The 22,751-nt window shown below is 67.8% G+C and carries 14 protein-coding genes; 8 read left to right on the forward strand and 6 right to left on the reverse strand.

The window, feature by feature from the left end; all coding sequences use genetic code 11:
• Positions 1-129: 129 nt before the first annotated feature.
• From BJ987_RS05440 to gltB, 3 genes are all read right to left on the reverse strand, one after another.
• The gene (locus BJ987_RS05440) at positions 130-1,029 is read right to left on the reverse strand and encodes a cutinase family protein (protein ID WP_209885248.1); all 900 of its coding nucleotides are present in this window, start codon (positions 1,027-1,029) and stop codon (positions 130-132) included.
• 321 nt (positions 1,030-1,350) lie between these two features.
• Complete coding sequence (locus BJ987_RS05445; RefSeq protein WP_209885250.1) at positions 1,351-2,820, reverse strand: glutamate synthase subunit beta; 1,470 nt, start codon at positions 2,818-2,820, stop codon at positions 1,351-1,353.
• A gap of 50 nt (positions 2,821-2,870) precedes the next feature.
• Positions 2,871-7,523 carry a glutamate synthase large subunit gene (gene gltB, locus BJ987_RS05450; RefSeq protein WP_209885252.1) on the reverse strand — a complete coding sequence of 1,551 codons (4,653 nt, stop codon included), beginning with the start codon at positions 7,521-7,523 and terminating at the stop codon, positions 2,871-2,873.
• Positions 7,524-8,513: 990 nt separating this feature from the next.
• Here gltB and BJ987_RS05455 point away from each other — a divergent pair.
• Positions 8,514-10,220 (forward strand): DUF4407 domain-containing protein, encoded by a 1,707-nt coding sequence (locus BJ987_RS05455; protein WP_209885254.1) that lies wholly within the window; start codon positions 8,514-8,516, stop codon positions 10,218-10,220.
• Between the two features lie 68 nt (positions 10,221-10,288).
• Here BJ987_RS05455 and BJ987_RS05460 read toward each other — a convergent pair whose 3' ends face one another.
• Positions 10,289-11,824 carry an MFS transporter gene (locus tag BJ987_RS05460; protein ID WP_209885256.1) on the reverse strand — a complete coding sequence of 512 codons (1,536 nt, stop codon included), beginning with the start codon at positions 11,822-11,824 and terminating at the stop codon, positions 10,289-10,291.
• Between the two features lie 72 nt (positions 11,825-11,896).
• Between BJ987_RS05460 and BJ987_RS05465 the strand changes: the two genes are divergently transcribed.
• The 6 genes from BJ987_RS05465 (at position 11,897) to BJ987_RS05490 (ending at position 18,124) form a co-directional block, all read left to right on the forward strand.
• On the forward strand, positions 11,897-12,481 hold the full coding sequence (locus tag BJ987_RS05465) for a TetR/AcrR family transcriptional regulator (RefSeq protein ID WP_209885258.1): 585 nt from the start codon (positions 11,897-11,899) through the stop codon (positions 12,479-12,481).
• A gap of 323 nt (positions 12,482-12,804) precedes the next feature.
• Complete coding sequence (locus BJ987_RS05470; RefSeq protein ID WP_307869497.1) at positions 12,805-13,638, forward strand: hypothetical protein; 834 nt, start codon at positions 12,805-12,807, stop codon at positions 13,636-13,638.
• Positions 13,631-14,800, forward strand: coding sequence for a DUF4129 domain-containing protein (locus BJ987_RS05475; protein ID WP_209885260.1), 1,170 nt, complete (start codon positions 13,631-13,633; stop codon positions 14,798-14,800). The genes BJ987_RS05470 and BJ987_RS05475 overlap by 8 nt, the downstream gene beginning before the upstream one ends.
• The gene (locus BJ987_RS05480) at positions 14,797-15,780 is read left to right on the forward strand and encodes an AAA family ATPase (protein WP_209885262.1); all 984 of its coding nucleotides are present in this window, start codon (positions 14,797-14,799) and stop codon (positions 15,778-15,780) included. Before BJ987_RS05475 ends, BJ987_RS05480 begins: the two co-directional genes overlap by 4 nt.
• Before the next feature lie 2 nt (positions 15,781-15,782).
• Positions 15,783-17,078 carry a DUF58 domain-containing protein gene (locus BJ987_RS05485; RefSeq protein ID WP_209885264.1) on the forward strand — a complete coding sequence of 432 codons (1,296 nt, stop codon included), beginning with the start codon at positions 15,783-15,785 and terminating at the stop codon, positions 17,076-17,078.
• 89 nt (positions 17,079-17,167) lie between these two features.
• The gene (locus BJ987_RS05490) at positions 17,168-18,124 is read left to right on the forward strand and encodes an esterase/lipase family protein (RefSeq protein ID WP_209885266.1); all 957 of its coding nucleotides are present in this window, start codon (positions 17,168-17,170) and stop codon (positions 18,122-18,124) included.
• An 87-nt stretch (positions 18,125-18,211) separates the two neighbouring features.
• Here the strand turns inward: BJ987_RS05490 and BJ987_RS05495 are convergent, their stop codons facing one another.
• Positions 18,212-18,988, reverse strand: a complete 777-nt coding sequence (locus BJ987_RS05495; protein ID WP_209885268.1) for an RDD family protein — start codon at positions 18,986-18,988, stop codon at positions 18,212-18,214.
• A 43-nt stretch (positions 18,989-19,031) separates the two neighbouring features.
• On the opposite strand from BJ987_RS05495, the gene BJ987_RS05500 reads away from it, so the two are divergent.
• Positions 19,032-20,039: a stage II sporulation protein M gene (locus tag BJ987_RS05500; protein WP_209885270.1), complete on the forward strand. Its 1,008-nt coding sequence runs from the start codon at positions 19,032-19,034 to the stop codon at positions 20,037-20,039.
• Positions 20,040-21,227: 1,188 nt separating this feature from the next.
• Here BJ987_RS05500 and BJ987_RS05505 read toward each other — a convergent pair.
• Entirely contained in the window at positions 21,228-22,637 is a 1,410-nt protein-coding gene (locus tag BJ987_RS05505) for a hypothetical protein (RefSeq protein WP_209885272.1), read from the reverse strand.
• Positions 22,638-22,751: the final 114 nt, after the last annotated feature.

The raw sequence follows: 22,751 nt of genomic DNA on the forward strand, positions 1-22,751 counted from the left end.
GCGGGCCTTTTGTACGGTCCCGAGCGCAGTTGACTCAGCACGCATCCGGGCGAGCGAAGCGACCCCGGATGCCACCTCGAAGCAGATCACCATGCTGAACCCGGCCGGAGGCCGGGTTCAGCATGGTGATCAAGCCATGCCGGCGATCCAGTTCCGCATCCACGAGATCGCGGTCTGCCCACCTCCGACGTGGTAGCTGCCGTACAGGTGATGCGCCTGCGACTTGTAGAACTCCTCCAGGCTCTTGGCCCGCTCCTGGTTCGCGGATTCGCTGAGCTGGGACTGCAACACCGGCACGCCGCCGTGCGCCATCAGATCGTTGAGGATGGCTCCGGCTTCGAGCTGGTAGCGCCAGATGTTGGCCGGGTTGGCCTCCGAGCTCTGGGCCAGCCAGCCCGCGAAGCGGGTGACGAAGTCGTCGGTGGCCGTCGCGCAGTACAGGTCGTCGACCGCGCAGATGGTGCGGGTGCGGTCGGACAGCCAGCCGAAGCCGCCGACTCGGGGGCCACCGGCGCCAGCACCGGCCGCGTACGGCCCGACCTGGATATCGGTCGGTGAGCGGCGCGGGTCGGAGATCAGGCCGACACCGGAGACGCGGTCGGCCGGGACGACGCTCAGTCCGGTGCCGATTTCGGCCGCCAGGTCACCGGCGGCGTCCGCGCCCTGGCTGTAGCCGACGAGCGCGAACTTCGTCCCGCCGCACCGGGCCGCCATATTGCTGATGAGGCCGCGCGCGTTGCTGACGGCTTCCTTCTTGGAGTTGCCGTAAACCTCACCCTCCCAAGGGAAGGCTGTCGCGGCATAGGTGACGTAGTCGACATCGACGGAGGACGGCAGTCCTCTGGTGACGCCGGACAGCATGCCGGGGCCGGGCGGCTTGTCGTGCCCGGTTTCCCAGGTGCCAGGGATCGCCACCACATACAGACTCGGGCATCCGGGGGCCGCCGCGGCGGGACCACTGCCGAATGCCAGGCCGGACGCAATCGTCGCGGACACACCGAGGGCCGCGACAACCTTCTTCAACCGCATACTGCTCCAGTTCAAACCTGCCCTCTTGTGAAGGGCGCTCCCCGACAAGTTGCCGCTAACCATGTTGAACTCGGCGGATGACTCACTAGTGCACGCCGAGCAACAGCACGGTTAACCCGGTGGTATATCGCTGTGGAACCTCACATCCCGAAGATCCGCAGCACGCCGCTGATCACACTAGAGCCCAACGGCGCTGCGCGCCACGCAAACCGGGTCGGCATGTCCGATTTCCGACGAAGATCACTCTCGCAGAGCCGTCTCCGGACAGCAAAAACGCCTGCGGACCGGAGTCCGCAGGCGCCCTTGGCTATTCGTTTCGGCTCAGCGCTGAGCGACCATCGTGGGGGTGACCGGCGACGGCAGCGCGGTCTCGCCCTCCAGATAGTTGTCCACCGCGGCGGCCGCGGCGCGGCCCTCGGCGATGGCCCACACGATCAGCGACTGGCCGCGGCCCATATCGCCGGCGACGAAGACGCCGGGAATGTTGGTGGCCCAGTTCTTGTCGCGCTGCACATTGCCGCGCTGGTCGTAGCCGACGCCGAGATCTTCGAGCAGACCCGGCTTCTCGGGACCGGTGAAGCCCATGGCGAGCAGCACCAGGTCGGCCTCGAGGGTGAAGTCGGTGCCTTCGACCTTCTCGAAGCGGCCGTTGGCCATCTTCACCTCGTGCGCCTGCAGACCGGTGACCTTGCCGTCTTCGCCGACGAAACGCTCGGTGTTGACCGAGAACACCCGCTCGCCGCCCTCCTCGTGCGCCGAGGACACCCGGTACATCAGCGGGTAGGTCGGCCACGGGGTGGAACCCGCACGCTCCTCCGGCGGCCGCGGCATGATCTCGAACTGGTGCACGCTCGCCGCGCCCTGCCGGTGCGAGGTGCCCAGGCAGTCCGCGCCGGTGTCGCCGCCGCCGATGATGACGACCTTCTTGCCGCGCGCGTGGATCGGCGGCAGGCCGTTCTCGTCGGTGACATCGTCGCCGAGCTGCACGCGGTTGGCCCACGGCAGGAACTCCATCGCCTGATGGATACCGTCCAGCTCGCGACCCGGGATCGGCAGATCGCGGGCCAGGGTGGCGCCGCCGGAGAGCACGACCGCGTCGAACTGCTCGCGCAGCTGCTCGGCGGTGATGTCGACGCCCACGTTCACGCCGGTCTTGAAGATGGTGCCCTCGGCCTCCATCTGCGCGAGCCGGCGATCGATGAAGCGCTTCTCCATCTTGAATTCCGGGATGCCGTAGCGCAGCAGACCGCCGATGCGGTCGGCGCGCTCGTACACGGTCACGGTGTGACCGGCGCGGGTCAGCTGCTGTGCGGCGGCCAGACCGGCCGGGCCGGAGCCGACGACGGCGACCTTCTTGCCGGTGAGGCGGGTCGGGTAAACCGGGGTCACCCAGCCCTCGTCGAAGGCGTTCTCGATCAGCTCGACCTCGACCTGCTTGATGGTCACCGCGTCCTGGTTGATGCCCAGGACGCAGGACGCCTCACACGGCGCGGGGCACAACCGCCCGGTGAATTCAGGGAAGTTGTTGGTCGCGTGCAGCCGGTCGATGCCCTCACGCCACTGGCCCTTGTAGACCAGGTCGTTCCATTCGGGAATCAGGTTCCCGAGCGGACAGCCGTTGTGGCAGAACGGGATACCGCAGTCCATGCAGCGGCTGGCCTGGGTCTTGAGGGTGTCCTTCTGGAAACCCTGCTCATAGACCTCTTTCCAGTCCATCAGCCGCAGCTCGACCGGACGACGGGCGGGCAGTTCCCGCTTGGTGTGCTTCAGAAATCCTTGTGGGTCAGCCACGAGCCGCCCCCGAATAGTCACAGCGCCGAGTCAGCACTTTATTCGACACGTTAACCACGAGCGGCCTCCATAATCGCCTCGTTCACATCCGTGCCTGCTTTTTCGGCCTCGGAGATCGCGAGCAAAACCTTCTTGTATTCACGCGGCATGACCTTCACGAAGTGAGCCGATTCCTTGGCCCAATCGGTCAGGATGCGTTCGGCGACAGCCGAACCGGTCTGGGCGCGGTGCTCGCTGATGATGTCGCGCAGGAACGTGCGGTCATCGTCGGTGAGCTCCTCCAGGGCGCCGGCCTGTTCCGGGTTCACCCGCTCGGCGAAAGTGCCGTTCGGGTTGTAGACATAGGCCTCGCCGCCGGACATACCGGCGCCGAAGTTACGGCCGGTCTCACCCAGGATGACCACCTTGCCGCCGGTCATGTACTCGAGCGCGTGGTCGCCCACACCCTCGACCACCGCGGTGGCGCCGGAGTTGCGCACCGCGAACCGTTCACCGACCACACCGGACAGGAACGCCTTGCCGCTGGTCGCGCCGAACAGCAGCACGTTGCCCGCGATGATGTTCTCCTCGGCCTTGAACTCGGCCGGGGCGTTGAGCGCCGGGCGGACGACCAGGTGGCCGCCGGAAAGACCCTTGCCCACATAGTCGTTCGCGTCGCCCTGCACCCGCAGGGTGAGACCCGCGGGGACGAAGGCGCCGAAGCTGTTGCCCGCGGAGCCGGTGAAGGTGATGTCGATGGTGTCGTCGGGCAGACCGACGCCACCGAAGTTCTTCGTCACCTCGTGGCCCAGCATGGTGCCGACGGTCCGGTTCACGTTCGTGATCTTGGTTTCGAACTTGACCGGGGTGCCGCGCTCCAGGGCATCGCGCGCCTGGGTGATCAGCTGCTGATCCAGCGCCTTGTCCAGGCCGTGGTCCTGGGTCTTGGTGCAGCGGCGATCCTGGTACATGAACGCCGTCTCGACATCGTCGAGGATCGGCGACAGGTCCAGCTTGCTGGCCTTCCAGTGCTGCTTGGCCTTGGCGGTGTCGAGCATGTCGACCCGGCCGATGGCCTCGTCCAGCGTGCGGAAGCCCAGCGACGCCAGCAGCTCCCGGACCTCTTCGGCGATGAACATGAAGAAGTTCTCGACGAATTCCGGCTTGCCGGTGAAGCGTTCGCGCAGCACCGGATTCTGTGTCGCGACACCCACGGGGCAGGTGTCGAGGTGGCAGACCCGCATCATGATGCAGCCCGAGACCACCAGCGGCGCGGTCGCGAAGCCGTACTCCTCCGCGCCGAGCAGCGCGGCGATCACGACGTCACGGCCGGTCTTCATCTGACCGTCGACCTGCACCACGATGCGGTCGCGCAGACCGTTGAGCAGCAGCGTCTGCTGGGTCTCGGCCAGGCCGAGCTCCCAGGGACCGCCCGCGTGCTTGAGCGAGGTCAGCGGCGACGCGCCGGTGCCACCGTCGTGACCCGAGATCAGCACCACGTCGGCGTGCGCCTTGGAGACGCCCGCGGCGACGGTGCCGACGCCCGGCTCCGCGACAAGTTTCACGTGAATCCGCGCCTGCGGGTTCGCGTTCTTCAGATCGTGGATCAGCTGAGCCAGATCCTCGATCGAGTAGATGTCGTGGTGCGGCGGCGGGGAAATCAGACCCACGCCCGGCGTCGAGTGCCGCACCTCGGCGACCCACGGGTACACCTTGTGCGCGGGCAACTGACCGCCCTCGCCCGGCTTGGCGCCCTGGGCCATCTTGATCTGGATGTCGGTGCAGTTCGACAGGTAGTGCGAGGTCACGCCGAAGCGACCCGAGGCCACCTGCTTGATCGCGGACCGGCGCCAGTCGCCGTTCTCCTCGACCTCGAAGCGGGCCGGATGCTCGCCGCCCTCACCGGAGTTCGAGCGGCCGCCGAGCCGGTTCATCGCGATCGCGAGCGTCTCGTGCGCCTCCGCCGAGATGGAGCCGTAGCTCATCGCGCCGGTGGAGAACCGCTTCACGATCTCCGAAGCCGGCTCGACCTCGTCGATGGAGATCGGCGCGCGGTTCTTGGTCTTGAACTTGAACAGACCGCGCAGCGAAGCCAAACGCTCGGACTGGTCGTCGACCAGCTTGGTGTACTCCTTGAAGATGCCGTACTGACCGGTGCGGGTCGCGTGCTGCAACTTGAACACGGTGTCCGGGTTGAACAGGTGGTACTCACCCTCGCGCCGCCACTGGTATTCGCCGCCGACCTCGAGCTCGCGGTGCGCGCGCTCGTTGCGGTTCTCCAGGAACGCCACCCGGTGCCGGGCCGCCACGTCGTCGGCGATCTCGTCCAGGCCGATGCCGTTCAGCGGCGAGTTCAGTCCGGTGAAGTATTCGTCCACCAGGTCCTGGGACAGGCCGATCACCTGGAACAGCTTGGCGCCGTTGTAGGAGGCCACGGTGGAGATGCCCATCTTGGACATCACCTTCAGCACGCCCTTGCCGGCGGCCTTGTTGTAGTTCGCGACGGCCTTGCGGAAGTCGGCGGCATGATCGCCGGTGCTGCCCGGCATCTCCAGCGCGCCGCGCTCGAGCAGGTCCTCGATGGTCTCGAAGGCCATGTACGGGTTGATCGCGGCCGCGCCGAAACCGACCAGCAGGGCCATGTGGTGCACCTCGCGGGCGTCACCGGCCTCCACGACCAGGCCGACCTTGGTGCGGGTGCGCTCACGCACCAGATGGTGGTGCACCGACGCGGTCAGCAGCAGCGACGGAATCGGCGCCAGCTTCTCGTTGGACTCGCGGTCGGAGAGCACGATGATCCGCGCGCCGCCGTCGATGGCCGCCGACACCTGGGTGTTGATGGCCTCGAGCGCCTTGCGAAGACCCTTGCCGCCCTTCTTGACCGGGTACAGACCGCGCACCACGACCGACCGCAGCTCGGGGTGCGAGCCGTCGTCGTTGATGTGCACGAGCTTGGCCAGCTCGTCGTTGTCGAGGATGGGTCCCTCGATGGCGATCTGCTTACAGGACTCCGGGCTCGGATGCAGCAGATCGGCCTCGGGGCCGATGGCCCGCTTCAGGCTGGTGACGACCTCTTCGCGGATGGCGTCCAGCGGCGGGTTGGTGACCTGCGCGAACAGCTGCGAGAAGTAGTCGAACAGCAGGCGTGGACGCGAGGACAGCACCGCGATCGGGGTGTCGGTGCCCATCGAGCCGAGCGCTTCCATGCCGCTCTTCGCCATCGGCGAGATCAGCAGGTTCAGCTCCTCGGTGGTGTATCCGAAGATCTGCTGCCGGATCAGCACCCGGTCGTGCGACATGTGCACGTGCGGGCGGTCCGGCAGATCGCTGAGCTTGGTGACGCCGTCGTCGAGCCACTGCTGGTACGGGTGCTCGGCGGCCAGCTGCGACTTGAACTCGTCATCGCTGATGATGCGGCCCTGGGCGGTGTCGACCAGGAACATCTTGCCGGGCTGTAGTCGGAACTTCTGGACCACCTTGGACGGGTCGATGTCCAGCACGCCGACCTCGGAGGCCAGCACGACCAGGCCGTCCTCGGTCACCCAGATGCGGCCGGGGCGCAGGCCGTTGCGGTCCAGCACGGCGCCGACGACGGTGCCGTCGGAGAAGCAGACCGAGGCCGGGCCGTCCCACGGCTCCATCAGATAGGAGTGGTACTCGTAGAACGCGCGGCGCTGCGGATCCATGTTCTCGGAGCGCTCCCACGCCTCCGGGATCATCATCAGCACGGCGTGCGGCAGGCTGCGGCCACCGAGGTGCAGCAGTTCCAGCACCTCGTCGAAACGCGCGGTGTCCGAGGCCCCGGGGGTGCAGACCGGGAAGATCTTCTCCAGGCGGTTCTTGCCGGCCGAGTCGGTGCCGAACACGTCGGAGTTCAGCAGCGCCTCGCGGGCGCGCATCCAATTCTCGTTGCCGGTGACGGTGTTGATCTCACCGTTGTGCGCGACCCGGCGGAACGGGTGCGCCAGCGGCCACGAGGGGAAAGTGTTGGTGGAGAACCGGGAGTGCACGATGCCCAGCGCCGACTCGACGCGGTCGTCTTGCAGATCCAGGTAGAAGGCGCGCAGCTGGGGCGTGGTGAACATGCCCTTGTAGACGAAGGTCTCCCCGGACAGGCTCGGGAAGTACACCGACTCCTTGCCGGTCGAGCCCTCGCCCGCGCCGGCCTTGCCGAGCTCGTGCTCGACCCGCTTGCGGATGACGTAGGCGCGGCGCTCCAGAGCCATGCCGGACAGCTGCTCGGCGGAGTCCTTGGGCGAGGCGACGAAGATCTGACGGAAAGTCGGCATGGCGTCGCGGGCGAGCGCGCCGAGCGAGGACTCGTCGATCGGGACCTCGCGCCAGCCGAGGACCTCCAGGCCCTCTTCCTTGACGATCTTCTCCACGCCGTAGGCGGCGCGCGCGGCTTCTCGACGGGCCTGCGGCAGGAAGGCGATACCGGTGGCGTAGGCGCCTGCCGCCGGCAGATCGAAGTCCACGATCGCGCGGAAGAATCGGTCCGGCACCTGCAGCAGGATGCCCGCACCGTCACCGGAGTTCGGTTCGGCGCCGGCAGCACCACGGTGCTCCAGGTTCAACAGAGCCGTAATAGCCTTGTCGACGATGTCGCGGCTGCGGCGGCCGTGCATGTCGACGACGAACGCGACACCGCAGGCGTCGTGCTCGTTCGCCGGGTCATAAAGCCCGATGGGTCCAGGGGACCTGTGGCCAGGAAGTTGCGTCATGCCTCTGCCTTCAAGAAAAGTCGGCCTTCGAAGAAAAGAATTCGGCCTTTCCGCCTCTGTCGTATAACTCCGAACGCCTACGTCAAGACTGCGCCCGTACGTTCCGGATCCAGCCGCGCTGATGGTCCGGCGTGCAGTCACGTCTCCAGTTGTCCACCCGCTTCGGTGTGGGGTGCTCGGAAGTAACGGAACTCTTACGAGTTCCTAACTTCCTTGCGGGTGTCGCCCGCTACGCTGGGGCACCGGCTGGGTGAACCGTGCGGGCGATACAGCCGACCAGTTTGTGTTCGGCGTAAGAGCAAACGATAAGTCAGGTCCGGGGCCCAACCAACTTAGGTTTGACTAATAACCAGGTCTAGCTGGGCTTCTTCATGCGGTCCTCCAACTCGTGCGCGTTGTCCAGTGTAAAGCAGCGGGTACGGACCGATCGATCCCCAGCTCCGGGGTGTCAACCAGCGGAAACTTGACGTTCGCCGGATTGTGGACCCAGCCGTATCCACCTTCCGACCTGCATCGCAGTGGATTTCCCCGCGGTCTCGATCGACAAACCACGCAGTGGCGGCTACCTCGCTGCGGGCGGGCCTGAGACATTTCCTACAGAAGGCATGACGAGCATCGGAGTGGGATCCGACCGTTCGGACTCTTTCTCGGCATGTGGCTGACAGCACACTCTCAGCTATCGAATCGAGTGGGATTCCCCACAGCACCCGGCACTCTTCCGGCGGCTCGGCCGCAACACGGTATTTAGTCCCGTCGCAACCGCCTCGAGCCCGAAATCGCCTGCCGGAGTGGCGGTTCCCCGTCCAATTGTGAGGCTGCCCACAACCCCGTCCGCACGCTCGGTGTGTCGGGCACCCGGCTGTCACGCTGTCACAACGAATCCGTGACAGTTTCGCCTGACGCCATGCCCCCGACCGGAGTCCAAGCGGGGAAGCCGCGCAGCTTCCGGGGGTGCGGAGCCGGGCCCACCTATCCAGGATGTGAGATCCCATGACCGTCACCGGCTTGCTCACCTGGCTCGGCGGAGGTCTGCGGTGGGACACCCCTGATCGGTCCGAGGTCTATCGGCACGAACACTCCGACTACGCCGTCACCGGCGCTGTCGTCGCCTTGTTCGCCGTGGTCGCGGGAGTGGTGACAACGCTCGCGCTGGCCGCCGCCGAGTGGTCACTGTTCGCCGCGGTCCCGGTCGCCGTCGTCGTCGCCCTGCTGGCCGGGGCGGTCGGGCGGGCGCTGGCCACCGTGCGGCCCAGCGGCACCCCCGATCGGAGCGGGCAGCTGGCCCGGATCGGGGTCGCGGTGCTGGTGGGCGTGCTGATCGCCGAATTGGCGAGCACCGTGCTGTTCGGCGGCACCGTCGACCGGTTGTTGGACGAGAAGGCCCAGCGCGGGGTGGAATCGGCCCCTGCCGTCCTGGCCGCGCACACCGAGCTCGACAGCGCGCGAGCCGACCGCGGTGCGCTGGACCAGGCGATAACCCAGGCGCAGACCGATATCGATCGCCTGCTCGTCATCGCGCGGTGCGAATTCAATCCGTCGCCGGAATGCCCCCGAACCAGGATCACCGGGGTGCCCGGCAACGGACCCGAGGCGCGCACCGCCAACGAGATGCTGGACGACGCGCGCCGCCAACTGGCCACCGCGCAGGGCCGAGTGGAGGCGGCGAACCAGCGGATCTCCGAGGAGGAGAAAGACGCCGCCGCGGCCCGCACCGCGGCATTCGCCGACGCCGACCGCGGCCTGGGCGCGCGCTGGCTCGCCGTGCACGACCACGCCTTCGGCAGTGCGGGCGCGCTGCTGCTCTGGCTGCTCACCGTCGTGGCGTTCACCCTGCTCGCCCTGCTGCCGTTGCTGCTGCGCTGGTGGCGCGGCAGCACCTCCTTCGATCGGCGCAATGCCTTCCGCACGGTGCAGGACGAGGCCGAACGGGCCGCCGACGCGGCCATCGCCGTGAAACGAGCCGAGGTCCGTGCCGAAGCCGAAAAACTGCGCGCCGAACAACAACTCACCGCCGCCCGCCTGGCCGCCGAAGCCGACACCGCCATCGATCGGGAGCGCCAGCGCACCCGCGTCATCGCCGCCATCGGCGGCCTGGAGATCGGCATCAACGAACCCGAGCGCCTCGGATCAGCACCGCGACCCGCCGAACTTCCGGCCGGAAAGGACAGCACCGTGTCTTCCCACCTACCCGCCACCGTCTCCGCCCCGCCGTCCACCCGCTCCGGCGAACTCGTGCCGCATCAGCCCGCCGCACCGCGGAGCGGCGGCCTGGAACTGCCGATCATCGGCCAGGTCCCGTTCTCCGACACCGCCGCCCGCTGGATTCGCCCGCTGGTTCCGTCCTTCGTTGCGAACGCCGTCGACACCGCGACCCATCCGCTGCGCACCGCCCGGCAAGCCTTCGAAGAGGTCGAGGAGATCACCTTCACGCTGCGGCGCACCCGCAAAGTGACGGTGGACACCCAGGATTCGCCCGCGATGAGCACGCCGCAGTCCGGCTACCAGTTGCAGACGGGTTCCCCGCAGGCGCAGCACATCGCCGCCACCGTCGTCGACGCGGATTACGCACAACCGCAAACGCCCGCGCCGCAGACCCCCGCATTGCCCGACGCGGATCGTCAGGATGAGCTGTCCGGGCCGCGGAAGCGCCAGCTCTTCGGCCGCCGCGGACCTCGCGAACTTCCGCCCGGCAACTGACGCTGAAAGGGCGTGCCCTGACAGGTCGCTGTTCAACACCGAGTAACCGCCGTCGAACGTCGGCCGGACTACTCTCCCGAGTCCTTACTACGCGCTGCGCGGTACACCATCACCGCGGTGAGCAACAGGATCACCGTGGTCCCGGTCGCCGCCCAGTGGACACCCGACACGAAGGCCGCGCGTGCGGATTCCAGCAGCTCCACGGCCATGGATTCCGGTAGCGCGCGGGCGGTTTCGACCGCACCGCCGAGCGACTCGTGAGCCGCCCCGGAGTGTGCGGCCGGGACCGAGGACACATCCAAACCGTGCCGGAACACGCCCATGACGACGCTACCGAGTACCGCGACGCCCAGGGCCACACCGGCTTCCATCGCCGTCTCCGAGATGGCGGCGGCATTGCCCGCACGTTCGGCGGGCGCGGAGCTGACGATCATGTCCGCCGAAACGGTCAGCGCCACACCGGCTCCGATACCGATCAGGGTGAAGCCGAGGACGAACGGCGTGACCGCGGCCGACGGGTCGGCCCGCAGCAGCCAGAACAACATGCCACCCACGGCGGCCACCAGCAGCGCGCCGCACAGCACCATGACCGGTCGCCACCGGCGCACCAGCCAGGCCGCGCCCAGCGAACCCGCGATGCTGCCGACCATGCCCGGCACCAGCAGCACACCGGCTTCCAGCGGCGAGCGGCCGAGAACCAGTTGCAGATACTGCGAGCCGAAGAACAGCACGCCCGCGAGCGCGAAGACCGACAGCAGATTGGTCAGCGTCGCCGCCCGGAACGGCGGGCGCCGGAACAATTCCAGGTCGAGCAGCGGGTCGGCCAGGCGGCCCTGACGGCGCAGGAAAACCACGCCCGCCCCGACACCGACCGCGGCGGCGGCCACCGCGAGCCAGCTGAACCCGTGCGCCGCGGTTTCCTTGACCGCGTAGACGATCGGGATCAATGCCAGCATCGACAAGCCCGCGCTCGCCAGGTCGAAGCGACCGGGATTCGGGTCACGTGACTCCGGCACCAGCATCGGAGCGAGCACGATCAGCAGGGCCATCACCGGCAGGTTCACCAGGAACACCGAACCCCACCAGTAATGCTCGAGCAGCCAGCCGCCCAGCAGCGGACCGAGCGCGGAACCGGAACCCGCCATCGCGCCCCACACCGAGATGGCGATGGTGCGCTGCCGCGGATCGGCGAACATGCCGCGGATCAAACCGAGAGTCGCGGGCATCAGGGTCGCGCCGGCGAGCCCTTGCAGCACGCGCGCCGCGATGAGCATTTCGGGATTGATCGCCCAGGCGGCCACCGCCGAGGCCAGACCGAAGCCGGCCGCGCCGATGAGCAGCAGACGGCGGCGGCCGATCCGGTCGCCGAGGGAACCCATGGTGATGAGCAGGCCCGCCAGGACGAACGAATAGACGTCGATGATCCAGAGCAGTTGCGGGGTGGTCGGGGCGAGGTCCGCGCTGATGGCGGGGACCGCGAGGTCGAGCACGGTCGCGTCCACCGCGATCAGCAGCAACGCGAGTGCGAGGACGCCCAGGCCCGCCCAGGTACGGGCGGTGGCGGGTGCGCTCGAACCGGGTGCGGCGGTGATGTCGGTGGTCATGATCCTTCTACTTTCGGGGGGTGAACCGTCCAGCCGGTACAGTACCAGATTAACCGTCCGGACGGTACAGTTATGCCCGTGACGACTCGCGACCCAGCAAGCACCCGCGACCGAATCCTCGACGCGCTGGAGATGCTGCTCCTGGAAAAGGGCATGTCTCAGGTGACATTGGAGAACGTCGCCGCCGCGGCCGGCGTCTCCAAAGGCGGGCTGCTCTACCACTACAAATCCAAAGACGCCCTGCTCGCCGGGCTCGTCCGCCGTCTCGGCGAACGCGCTGATCAGCAATTGGAAACCGCCGTCGCCGAAGGCAAATCGGTCGCCGAGTGGTACCTCCAAGCCCCCCACCCGGACAACGAGGACGACGCACTCGAGATCGCGGTACAGCGCTCCATGCTGGCCGCCATGCGCACCCTCGACGGCCCCCAGGACACCGACGTCGACGAAGCCGAACGCGCCCTGGACGAGGTGATGGCCAAGTGGCAGACCGGCCTGGACAACGAGATCCCGGACCCGATCCAAGCCACGATCGTCAGCCTGGTCGGCGACGGCGTCTATTTGCGTGCCCTCCTCGGCCTCCCCCCAGTGGAGCCAGAGCTGTACCGCCGAGTCGTGGCCCGTCTACTCGGCGGACGGACGACGCCTCCGCCGTCTTGAGGCCGACTCGCGCGCCAACGGCCTGAGCACACGGCGAGCCGCGCCTCGATCCAATGGCGTGCTCCCCTTCATCGGGCCGCGGCTCATCCCAAAGGACGCGCTACTTCACTCCTGACCCACTGCTCGGCGGAAAGAAGTCGAGTCGCAAGCACTCTCGCCGCCGGCGAGCCGCTGCTGACCCGCGCTGAGCTGGATCGTCCGCGCGTTTACCGAGGTGACGGAAGCAGCGCGGACGCTCTAGACTCGGCCGGGTGTTACCAGCCGACCCGGCCGGTGCCGTCGGGGCGGAAGACGATCCGGCACCAGGGTCAGTAGGACCGACGGTGCCGGTGCGCCCGTTGACCTTCCGTGAACTGCTCGACCTACCGTTCGCGCTGGTCCAGGCCAATATCGGGGCGCTGGTCCGGCTGGGTGCGGCGGGGTTGGTGGTGGCCGAGATCTTCGTCATGGCTGTCACCGTGGGCGTTTCGGCGCTGACCGGCGGCTCCGACGAGGGAATCCGGTGGGGAGCGGTGCTGGCGACGCTGGCGGCCGCGTGGGCGCTGCGCTTTCTGCTGCGCGGGACGACCGTCGCGCTGGGGTTGGCCGACGTGGCCGGTCGCCGGATCACCTGGCGGGTGGCCCTGGACCGGATGGGTTCTTTCGTGCGGCCGATGGCGCTGTACGAGTTGCCCTATACGCTGATCCGGGCCGTGGCCTTCGGGGTTTTCTGCCTGCTGCTCACCACCGCCCCCGTGCTGGGGGTGACGTCGCTGGTGCTGCTCGCGCTCTTCGGTCTGCCCTTTCTCGGCCGGTGGCGCGCACGACACTATGTCGCCGTTCCGGTGATCGCTGCGGAGCGGGCCGACCGCGGCACAGCCGCAGGACGCACGAAACTGCTTGTCGCCGGTAAGGAATGGTCGTTGACCGGCGTGTGGCTGACGCACCGCGGGCTGCTCTTGCTGCTGTTGCTTCCGCTGCTCGGTCTCGGTCTGTTCGTCGCCGATTTCTCCGGTACCCGCATGTGGACGGTGGTCACGCTGACCACTTCGGCGGCGCTGCTGTTCCTGGCGTTCGGTGAGATGGTGGAGTCGGCGACACGGGTGGTGTCCTATCTCGACCTGCGCTGCCGCCGCGAGGGTCTCGACATCCGCATCCCGGAGCAGGTCTATGAGTGAAGTATCGCGTCGCGATTCCGCGCGGGCAGACGACGACGCGCCGGGCGGGCACGATCCCGTCGAAGTCGAGTTCTGGCGTCCGCCCGCGGCCGAGCCCGCGCCGCGGATCCCGCCGCTGGGTCCGGCGGCCGAGCATCGCGGCGCGGCCGACGCCGCCGCCGCGAACCGCGACTACGACCGTGCGCTCCGGGAGCGATTCCGTGCCATGGTGCGCGGCTTGGAACAGGGCGGCGTGCTCGAGGTGCGGCGCTCGCGCACCGCCGACGAAACCGCCCAGGACGTGTCCCGCGCGCTGCCGCCCGAAGCGAGCGACGAGATCCAGCCCGCGGCACGCGATTTCGACGAGGTCGTCTACGGCGGCCGCCGCGCCACCGAGGACGAATACCGGCGGCTGGAATCCGCCGATCGTTACTCCGCGGCCGCCCCGCCGCCCAAGCACGGCCCGGCCGACACCGAGCCGGTCGAGGTGCGCACGCGCAAACGCCGCGCGCTTCCGCCGGTACCCGACCTGCTGCGGAATCCGAAATTCTGGGCGGCCGTGCTGGCTTCCCTCGCTCTGGCGCTGGTCCTGTGGGGCGCGCTCAACGCGCTCGGCACGCCCCCCGCGCCGAAACCGCCCCAGCAGCCGGACATCCCGCCGCCACCGAAGCCGCCCGCGGATAGCGACGACACCTGCTGGATCTTCTGCTCCGGCGAGGACTCGATCTTCACCCGCATGCCCCCGTGGCTGGCGTTCGGTGGTCTGCAATTCCTGATCGCCGCCGCGGCAGTGGCTTGGTGGCGGGCCCGTCGCCGGGGCGCGCTGGTCCGGGAACCGCGCCCGGTCGAGGTCGCGGCGAACGAACTGCTGGCCGGGCAGGCCGCGCTCTATCGGCGTTCCGGCGATCACGAATATGTCGCCGCGAAACTTCGCGCCGCCACCCTGCGCCGCGTCCGGCCCACCCTCGGTGTGCCCGCCGACGCGCGGCCGGAACAGATCGTCGCCGCCGTCAGCGCACGCACCGGCACCGACCAGCAGTTGGTCGGCACCGCCCTGTACGGCCCCGTACCCGACACCGAGGCGCTGCGTATCGTCGCCGCGGTGCTCGATCTGATCGAGGCCGATACGCCGAGCAGCACACCAGCCGGCGCCACCGCCGGACCCACAGGAGGGGACCGATGACCCAGACCGACACCACCCACACCCCGACCGCCGCGGAGGCCGTGCAGGCGTTCGCGGCGCTGCGGAACGAGATCGGCAAGGCGGTCGTCGGAAACGACCAGGCCATCATGTATCTGGTGCTCGCGCTGCTGTGCCGGGGGCACGTGCTGCTCGAGGGTGTGCCCGGTGTCGCGAAGACCCTGCTGGTGCGGGCGCTGGCGACGGCGCTGGATCTGGAGCATTCCCGAGTCCAGTTCACTCCCGACCTGATGCCGGGCGATGTCACCGGTTCGCAGATCTACGATCCGCATTCCGCCGAGTTCACTTTCCGGCACGGCCCGGTGTTCACCAATCTGCTGCTCGCCGACGAGATCAACCGGACGCCCCCGAAAACCCAGTCGGCGCTGCTGGAATCGATGGAGGAGCGCCAGGTCTCGGTGGACGGCAAACCGCAGCTGTTGCCCGACCCGTTCGTGGTGATCGCCACCCAGAATCCGGTCGAGCAGGAGGGCACCTATCCGCTGCCGGAGGCGCAGCTGGACCGGTTCCTGTTCAAGGTCGACATCCAATTGCCCGGCCGCGACGACGAATTCCGCATCCTGCAGCGGCACGCCGCCGGCTTCGATCCGCGTGATCTGACCGCCGCCGGTCTGCGTCCGGTGGCGGGCTCGGCGCACATCACCGCCGGGCGGGCGGCTGTCGCGCAGGTGACGATCAGTCCCGAGGTGCTGGCCTACACCGTCGATCTGTGCCGGGCCACCCGCAACTCCCCCGCCGTGCAGCACGGCGCTTCGACCCGTGGCGCGACCGCGCTGATGGCGGCCGCGCGCGCCTTCGCCTGGCTCAACGGCCGCGCGTTCACCACCCCCGACGACGTGAAATACGTTGCCACGGCGGTACTCCGGCACCGGCTGCAGCTGAAGCCGGAGGCCGAACTGGACGGCGTGACGACCGAGGGTGTGCTCTCGTCGCTGCTGCTGTCGGTTCCGGTCCCGGTGTAGCCGTGGTCGTCACCGGACGGCTGGCCGCCGTCGCGGCGCTGGGCGCCCTGCTGGTCGCCGTGGAGTTGCACGGCTGGGGTGGGGTCATCTTCGTGACCTCGATTCTCGGCTGGCTGCTGTTGATCGATGTGGGCTGGGTGGCGCGGGCGCGGGCGGTGAGCCTGACCCGCGAGCCGCTCACGGTGGTTCGGCTGGATCGCAGCGTGGAGGTCGAGCTCGTCGTGACCAACACCGGTAACCGCACCGTGCGCGGCTACCTCTGGGACGACTGGCCGGACAGCGCCCGCACACGTAACCGCAGGCACCGAATCCATTTGGCGCCCAACACGATGGTTCGACTGCGCACCACCCTCACGCCGACTTGTCGCGGCGACCGCGTCGCGGGCCCGGTGACGCTGCGGCTGCTCGGCCCACTCGGGCTGGCGGGCAGGCAGACTCGTCGTGCGGTCCCCGCGCGGGTGCGTGCGCTGCCGCCGTTTCGCAGTGAGCGGTTGATGCGTTCGAAAGTGCGGCGGTTGCAGCATCTCGAGGGCCGCAATGTCGCCAACACCCGCGGGCAGGGCACCGAATTCGATTCCTTCCGTGAGTATGTCGCCGGTGACGACGTGCGGTCGATCGATTGGCGGGCCACCGCCCGCGCCACCGACGTGCTGGTGCGCACTTGGCGGCCGGAACGCAACCGGCACGTCATGATGCTGCTGGACACCGGGCGAATCAGCGCCGGTCGGGTCGGCGAGGGCACCCGGCTGGACGCGGGTATCGAGGCCGCGCTGCTGCTCGGTGGAATCGCCGGGGCCGCCGGTGATTCGGTCGATCTGCTGGCCTACGACCGCGAGGTCCGCGCGGAGGTGCGCGGCATCGGCGGAAACCGGTTGCAGCTCAAACTGATGCACGCGCTGGCCGGGGTGACGCCCGCGTTGGTCGACACCGACGCGCCGGGGCTGGTGCGCGCTGTCATCCAGCGGGCCCGCCGCCGCAGCCTGGTGGTCTGGTTCACCACCTTGGACGGCGCCGCGGTCGAGGAGAATCTACTGCCGGTGCTGCCGGTATTGGCTGTGCGGCACCGGGTCCTGATTGTCTCGGTCACCGATCCGGACATCGCCGCGGCCGCCACCCGCCGTGACCGTCTGGATGACCTCTACACCGCGGCCGCCGCCGAATCGGTGCTGGCCGAGCGTGCGCTGGTGCAGGAATCGTTGCGCCGCATGGGTATCGCGGTGGTTTCCGCTCCGCCGAATCGGCTGCCCGAAGCGCTCGCCGACGAGTATCTCGAACTCAAGCAATCCGGCTCCTTGTGAACCGCACTGTCTCAGTTGGTCATTTCCCGCATATCTAGAACCGGTTCCAGTTAGATTCGCGGAGCAGAGTCCAACTGGAGGGGTCCATCATGCGTGCGTTGTTCCGGCGCTCATCGAAAGCACTACTGCTCGTCGCCGCTCTCGCGGCCCTCTGGACGACGGCGAGCGCACCGGCCCACGCCGACCTGCCGGTGGACTACAACTTCTTCTCCGGCATCCCGTCCGAGCTGACCAACCCGAACGGAGCCTTGCCCGGCGCGAACGACTGGTCCTGCCGTCCCACCGCCGCACACCCCAATCCCGTTGTGCTGGTGCACGGTACCGGCGGCGGCGCGCAAACCAACTGGGGCGTCTACGCGCCACTGCTCGCCAACGCCGGCTACTGCGTCTATTCGCTCACCTATGGCGCACTGCCGGCGCCGTGGCCGCTGAACCAGATCGGCGGCCTGCGGCCCATTCCCGAAAGCGCCGCTCAGCTGGCCGCTTTCATCGACCGTGTGCGCGGCGCGACCGGAGCCGAACGCGTCGACATCGTCGCGCATTCGCAAGGCAACTTCGTCGGCAACTACTACGTCAAACGTCTGGGTGGCGCCGGTCAAGTCGACAAGTTCGTCGGCATCGCCCCACCCTGGCTCGGCATCTGGGAAGACGCCACCGACCTCATCCGCACATTCGCCCGCGGCCTCGGCGCCCCCGCCGCCTCCGTCGACAGCATGCTCACCCTCGGCCTCTGCCAGTCCTGCCCCACCATGCTCGGCGGCTCCGCTTTCCTGGCCGCCTTGAACGCCGACGGCGTCTACCACCCCACCGTCACCTACACCAATATCGCCACCCGCTACGACGAAGCCGTCATGCCTTATACCGTCGGCCTGGTCCCCGCCCCCAACGCCACCAACATCACCGTCCAGGACGGCTGCGAATCCGATTTCTCCGAGCACGCGGGCATCGCCGGCAGCCCCCGCGCAGCCGCCTTCGCCCTGAACGCCCTCGACCCAGCCAACCCCCGCCCGGTCCCCTGCGAGTTCATCCCCCCGTTCACCGGCTAGGCCGGAGACCACGGGATCCATGACCGGCTACGACACTGACGGCCGAGGTGACGCCGACCGGCGCACACCAGCGCAGCCGGGTTGAGGTCAGCCGGTGCGTACCAGGCTGGGTCCGCTGGTCGTGAGGGCGCGGCGCTGACGTTCGGCGATGATCGCGCCGAGGATCTGGACCGGCGGGTAGCCGACGGGAGGTGCGATGCGGAGGCGGGCGCAGACCGCGTGGACGAGTTGCTGTCCGAGGCCGGCTTGTGCTGCGGGAGTGAGGGTTCGGAGCCGGGTCAGGTATTGCCGGACCGCGAGGGCGAGGTCCTCCGGGATGCCGGTGAGATCGAGCTGGGTGACCCAGCCGGCCAGCCAGGGCGGGGGGACGGCGAGGGCCGGGCGGGGCAGCGGCTGCTGCGCGTGCACGACGACAGTGCCCGCGAGCACATCGCCGACGCGGCGGGCGTTGGGGGAACAGATCGAGGTGATGACCGCGATCGCGCCGAACCCGCCGAACACCCAGAAGTCGACGATCGCGCCGGACAGCCCACGGGTGAGGGCGTGCCGGAAATCGATGGGGCCGCCGTCGGTGCGGACGACCCGGAGACCGACGGCGATTTTGCCGAGTGTCCGGCCACGGCTGAGGGTCTCGCAGGTGACGGGGTAGCCGACCAGAACGGCCACGATGGTCAGCAAGAAGATCGCGGCGACCCACGCGTCGTCGGCGTCGGCCTGCTCCAGCAGGACGGCGACCGTGAGCAGGCCGACGGTGCCCAGCACGAGCTGGACCAGCACGTCGATGAGAAACGCGGTGGCCCTGGTGGGGATCCGGGCGATCGGCAGCTCTAACGAGACCGCTTCGCCGGTAGTGAATTCAGCCATGTGACTAGCATTCTTCCCATCGGCGGTATGGGAGGCAACCGAAATGGACGTGGACGCCTACAGCGTCATGCATCGGCGGTCCTGGGACCGGCTGGACTATCTGTCCCGGCGGGGGAAGCTCACCGGCGCCGAAGCCGAAGAGCTGGTCGCGCTGTACCGGCGGACGTCGCAGCAACTGGCCCGGCTGCAATCGCACAGTCCGGAACCGGAACTCATCGCTGGGCTGAGCGCGGTACTGACTCGGGCGCGCGGCAAGGTGCTGGGCACCAAATCCGATCCGTGGGCCGAGATCGGCCGATTCTGGACGCACGCCTTCCCGGCGGCGGTGTACCGGACCTGGGTGTGGTGGGCGACGGCGGGCGCGTTGTTCGTCTTGCTGACGGCCGGGATCGCCGAGTGGGTTCGCGGTTCCGGTGCGGCCCGCGACCTGTTCGGTATTCCGGCGGACAACTCCGCGATCACCGCGCCGGGCGGCAGGTTCGAGACGTATTACACCGAGCATCCGAACGACGCGTTCGCCGCGCAGGTCTGGACCAACAACGCCTGGGTGAGCGCGATCTGCTTGTTCACCGGCGTGCTGATCCTGCCCGTGCTCTACATGCTGGTGATGAACGCGGTGAATGTCGGCATCACGGGCGGCCTGATGGCCGAGGCCGATCGGCTGGACGCGTTCTTCGGCTACATCCTGCCGCACGGGATGCTGGAATTGACGGCGGTGTTCGTCGCCGGCGGCGCGGGTTTGAAGCTGGGCTGGACGCTGATCGATCCCGGCCGGTTGAGCCGGTTGGAGGCGGTCGCCCGGCAGGGCCGTGCCACCGCGACGATCGCGCTGGGTCTGGTGGCGGTGTTGTTCGTATCCGGCCTGCTCGAAGGGTTCGTGACGCCGAGCGGCTTGCCCGGTTCGATGCGGATCGGCATCGGTTTCCTCGCGGAGGCCCTGTTTCTGGTGTATGTGTTCGGCCTGGGACGGCGGGCGGTGCTCGCGCAAGCCAGCAATCCGGCGGCGGCGACGCTCGACAACCCATGGCAGACAACGCCGAGCACACACTGAGTGAAGTGGGACCGGAAACGCGGTAGCAACGCCTGATAACGGCGTAATCTCGGAACCCCCCATTTGAGTTCCGCTGGCCGCAGCGAGTCCAGCTCAGCTGCGGCCAGCGTTGGCGTTAACTCTACACAATCGTTACCCCTACGCAACCCCCCGCACAGCTGTCAAGTCTATTTAGCAGCCCTCCAGCAAACCCCAGTGAGCCCAGTGTTTTTCGTTGCTCCAGCTAACCCATGGCTGCCAACCTGAGCCAGTTCGAAAGGCGCTGGACACCGTGCTTTAGTGGTTACGAAAATCGATAGCGCGAGCCCCGACAAACGCAACAGGCGTCGCTCGATCGATTTGCCGAGAATAGTCCCACGCTCTCGATGAGCCTTCCCAAGGCTGTCTACCTGCAATTTCAGAGTTGCTTGCGAGGTAGCTAGATGGCGAAGCACACGAAAGAGACTTCAAGTTTGTTTATTAGCCTATTTGCAAGATACGTGCTTGCGGTTTCCCCTCTGGACATACTCCACACCGCCTCATCTCAACGATAACCAGTTACAGAAATGCTCCGCGGCCCGTGCCGCCCTCCGAGGCGAACAGCAGCACAGCCGCAACTTCGGTCAGCGGTGTGATCTTCGCCTCAGCCACGTTTCCACAGCGGCTCGACGGCCATATCTCAGACTTCGATTCGACTGGCGAGCACCGCCACCACCAGCCTCGGGCAGCCCCGAGACAACCCACCTGTGGACAAGTCGTCCACCTTCCGGCACGCGAAGCCGTCCGGCGCGTGTTCCATAGCGCGGGTTCCGCTGCGCACATTTGCGCCGATCTTCACATCGTCGCCGAAAACACGTCACCACCAGCGGTGTAGCCGCGACCCGGCGCAGTTGCGCCATCCGTCGTACGCAGCCGGTGCGGCACAGCAGCTTTCACTCCTGCGCTGTCTCCGCGACGCGACAGCCAGCACGAACGCCATTCGCACACAGCTGTTATCCACATTTTTGCCTCAGATATCCACAGGCTCGCGTACATCGGGCGAACGGCCCAAACCGGACCGCACCACGGCCTGGCGTGCGCGGCAAAACCCGCGCTTCACCGGCCGTCCGCCCTGTCACCCCGGCACACCCGCACTACCAGCGCTTTCCTTGCCCACAGCGACGAATTCCACAGGCCAGCGCCAGATATCCACAGGCCGTCGGCGAAAGCTCAGCTGATACGCAGGATTCCGGTGATCGTGCCCTGCAACACCTGTGCACCGGCGGTGATCAACGCGGAGGTCTGCAGCGGATCGTCGACAATCGTGCCCGGCAACGGCCGATCCGACAGCACCGCGCCGGAATCGGGGTCCAGCACGGTGAACGCGTAACCATCCAGTGGCGTAGTGGTATTCAGCCCCACCCGGCGCACTGTGTACAGCTTGCCGTCGGCTGTGGACAGATGCGGCACGGCCGCGCTGCGCACCGTGTTCTCCCAGACGGTGTGGCAACCGGTTTCGTCTACGTCGACCCGTGTCATACCGCCGACGAACGGCGCACTCGCGGGCACCGCGGGACCTGCGCCTTCCGGCACCGCGGGATACGGGTAGCCATAGGTACTCGCGACGAACAGTGACCGCCCGATTCCGATCGGCGAATTCTCGCTGCCCGCACCGCCCTTGGTGAGGACCGGCCGCGAGCACATCAATTCACCACTACCGGAACGGTAAACCAGCGCGTGCACCTGATCGTCGGCATTGTCGACGATGGTCAGATAGTCCGCGCCGTCGGTCGGCCCGAAATAAGTAGGCGTCGAACCGGTCCCCCAGCTGAGTTGTCCCGGCTTGCGTGCCGAACCCCGCGCATAGGCGGCGCGCCAGAGGATTTCGGGCCGCCCGCTCGAGTCGGCGCGCAACTCGTAGAGCGCGTGGGTAGAAGCCACCGCGACCCGGCCGCTCGGTGCGGCCGAAATACTGTTTGCCACTTGCTCGCCCGCGGGAAGCGCCACGGTTGCCGTGGTTCCGGAGGCGGTGACCGCACCGACCACACCCTTGCCCGTGGCGAACCAGACATTCCCGGACCAATCCGGCACCAGGCCGGTCACGTTGTCGCCCACCGGGATCACCCCGGACAGATCGGTGACCGCGTCGACCGCCAGTCGCCAGCGACCAGATTCCCGGAAATGCCCGATTCGCAACAATTTTCGGTCACCGTCCACAGCGACCAATCGGTCGGCGTGGTCCAGATACGCGTAAACCCCGCCGAGCAGACTGCCTTTCGACAATTCCAGTGACGCGAGCGAAGTGCCGATCGGACTGTCGCTCGCCGGATCCAGCAGGTGCACGGTCGGCGCCTGTCCGACGATCGCCGTGCACAGCGCGACCACCAAACCATCGGTTCCCTGCAACAGCGTCGGGCAGGCCGAGGCCAGCGGATACGCCGCCACCGAAATGTGTCCCGTCCCCGGCCCGGCCAGCGGCGTAGCGTCCGACGAACCCGCGTCTCCGTGCATGGTTGAGGTACCGACCGGCCCGAGGTACGGATTCGGCGGCGCCAGCGGGCCCCACTCGCCAGCCTGAGCGGTGCCGGCCGGCGTGAGCGCCAGAGCACAGGCGGCGAACAGGACAAAGGGGGAACGCATACTGATCAGCTTTCGGGGTCGAGCCAGGGTCATTCGTGCCGATCCAACCCGATCGGCATCAGCGGCGACAGTATTGGAACCAGGGCTAATTCAATTCGTCCGAGCGTGCGGCGA

It is taken from the genome of Nocardia goodfellowii, assembly GCF_017875645.1.
Taxonomy (GTDB): Bacteria; Actinomycetota; Actinomycetes; order Mycobacteriales; family Mycobacteriaceae; genus Nocardia; species Nocardia goodfellowii.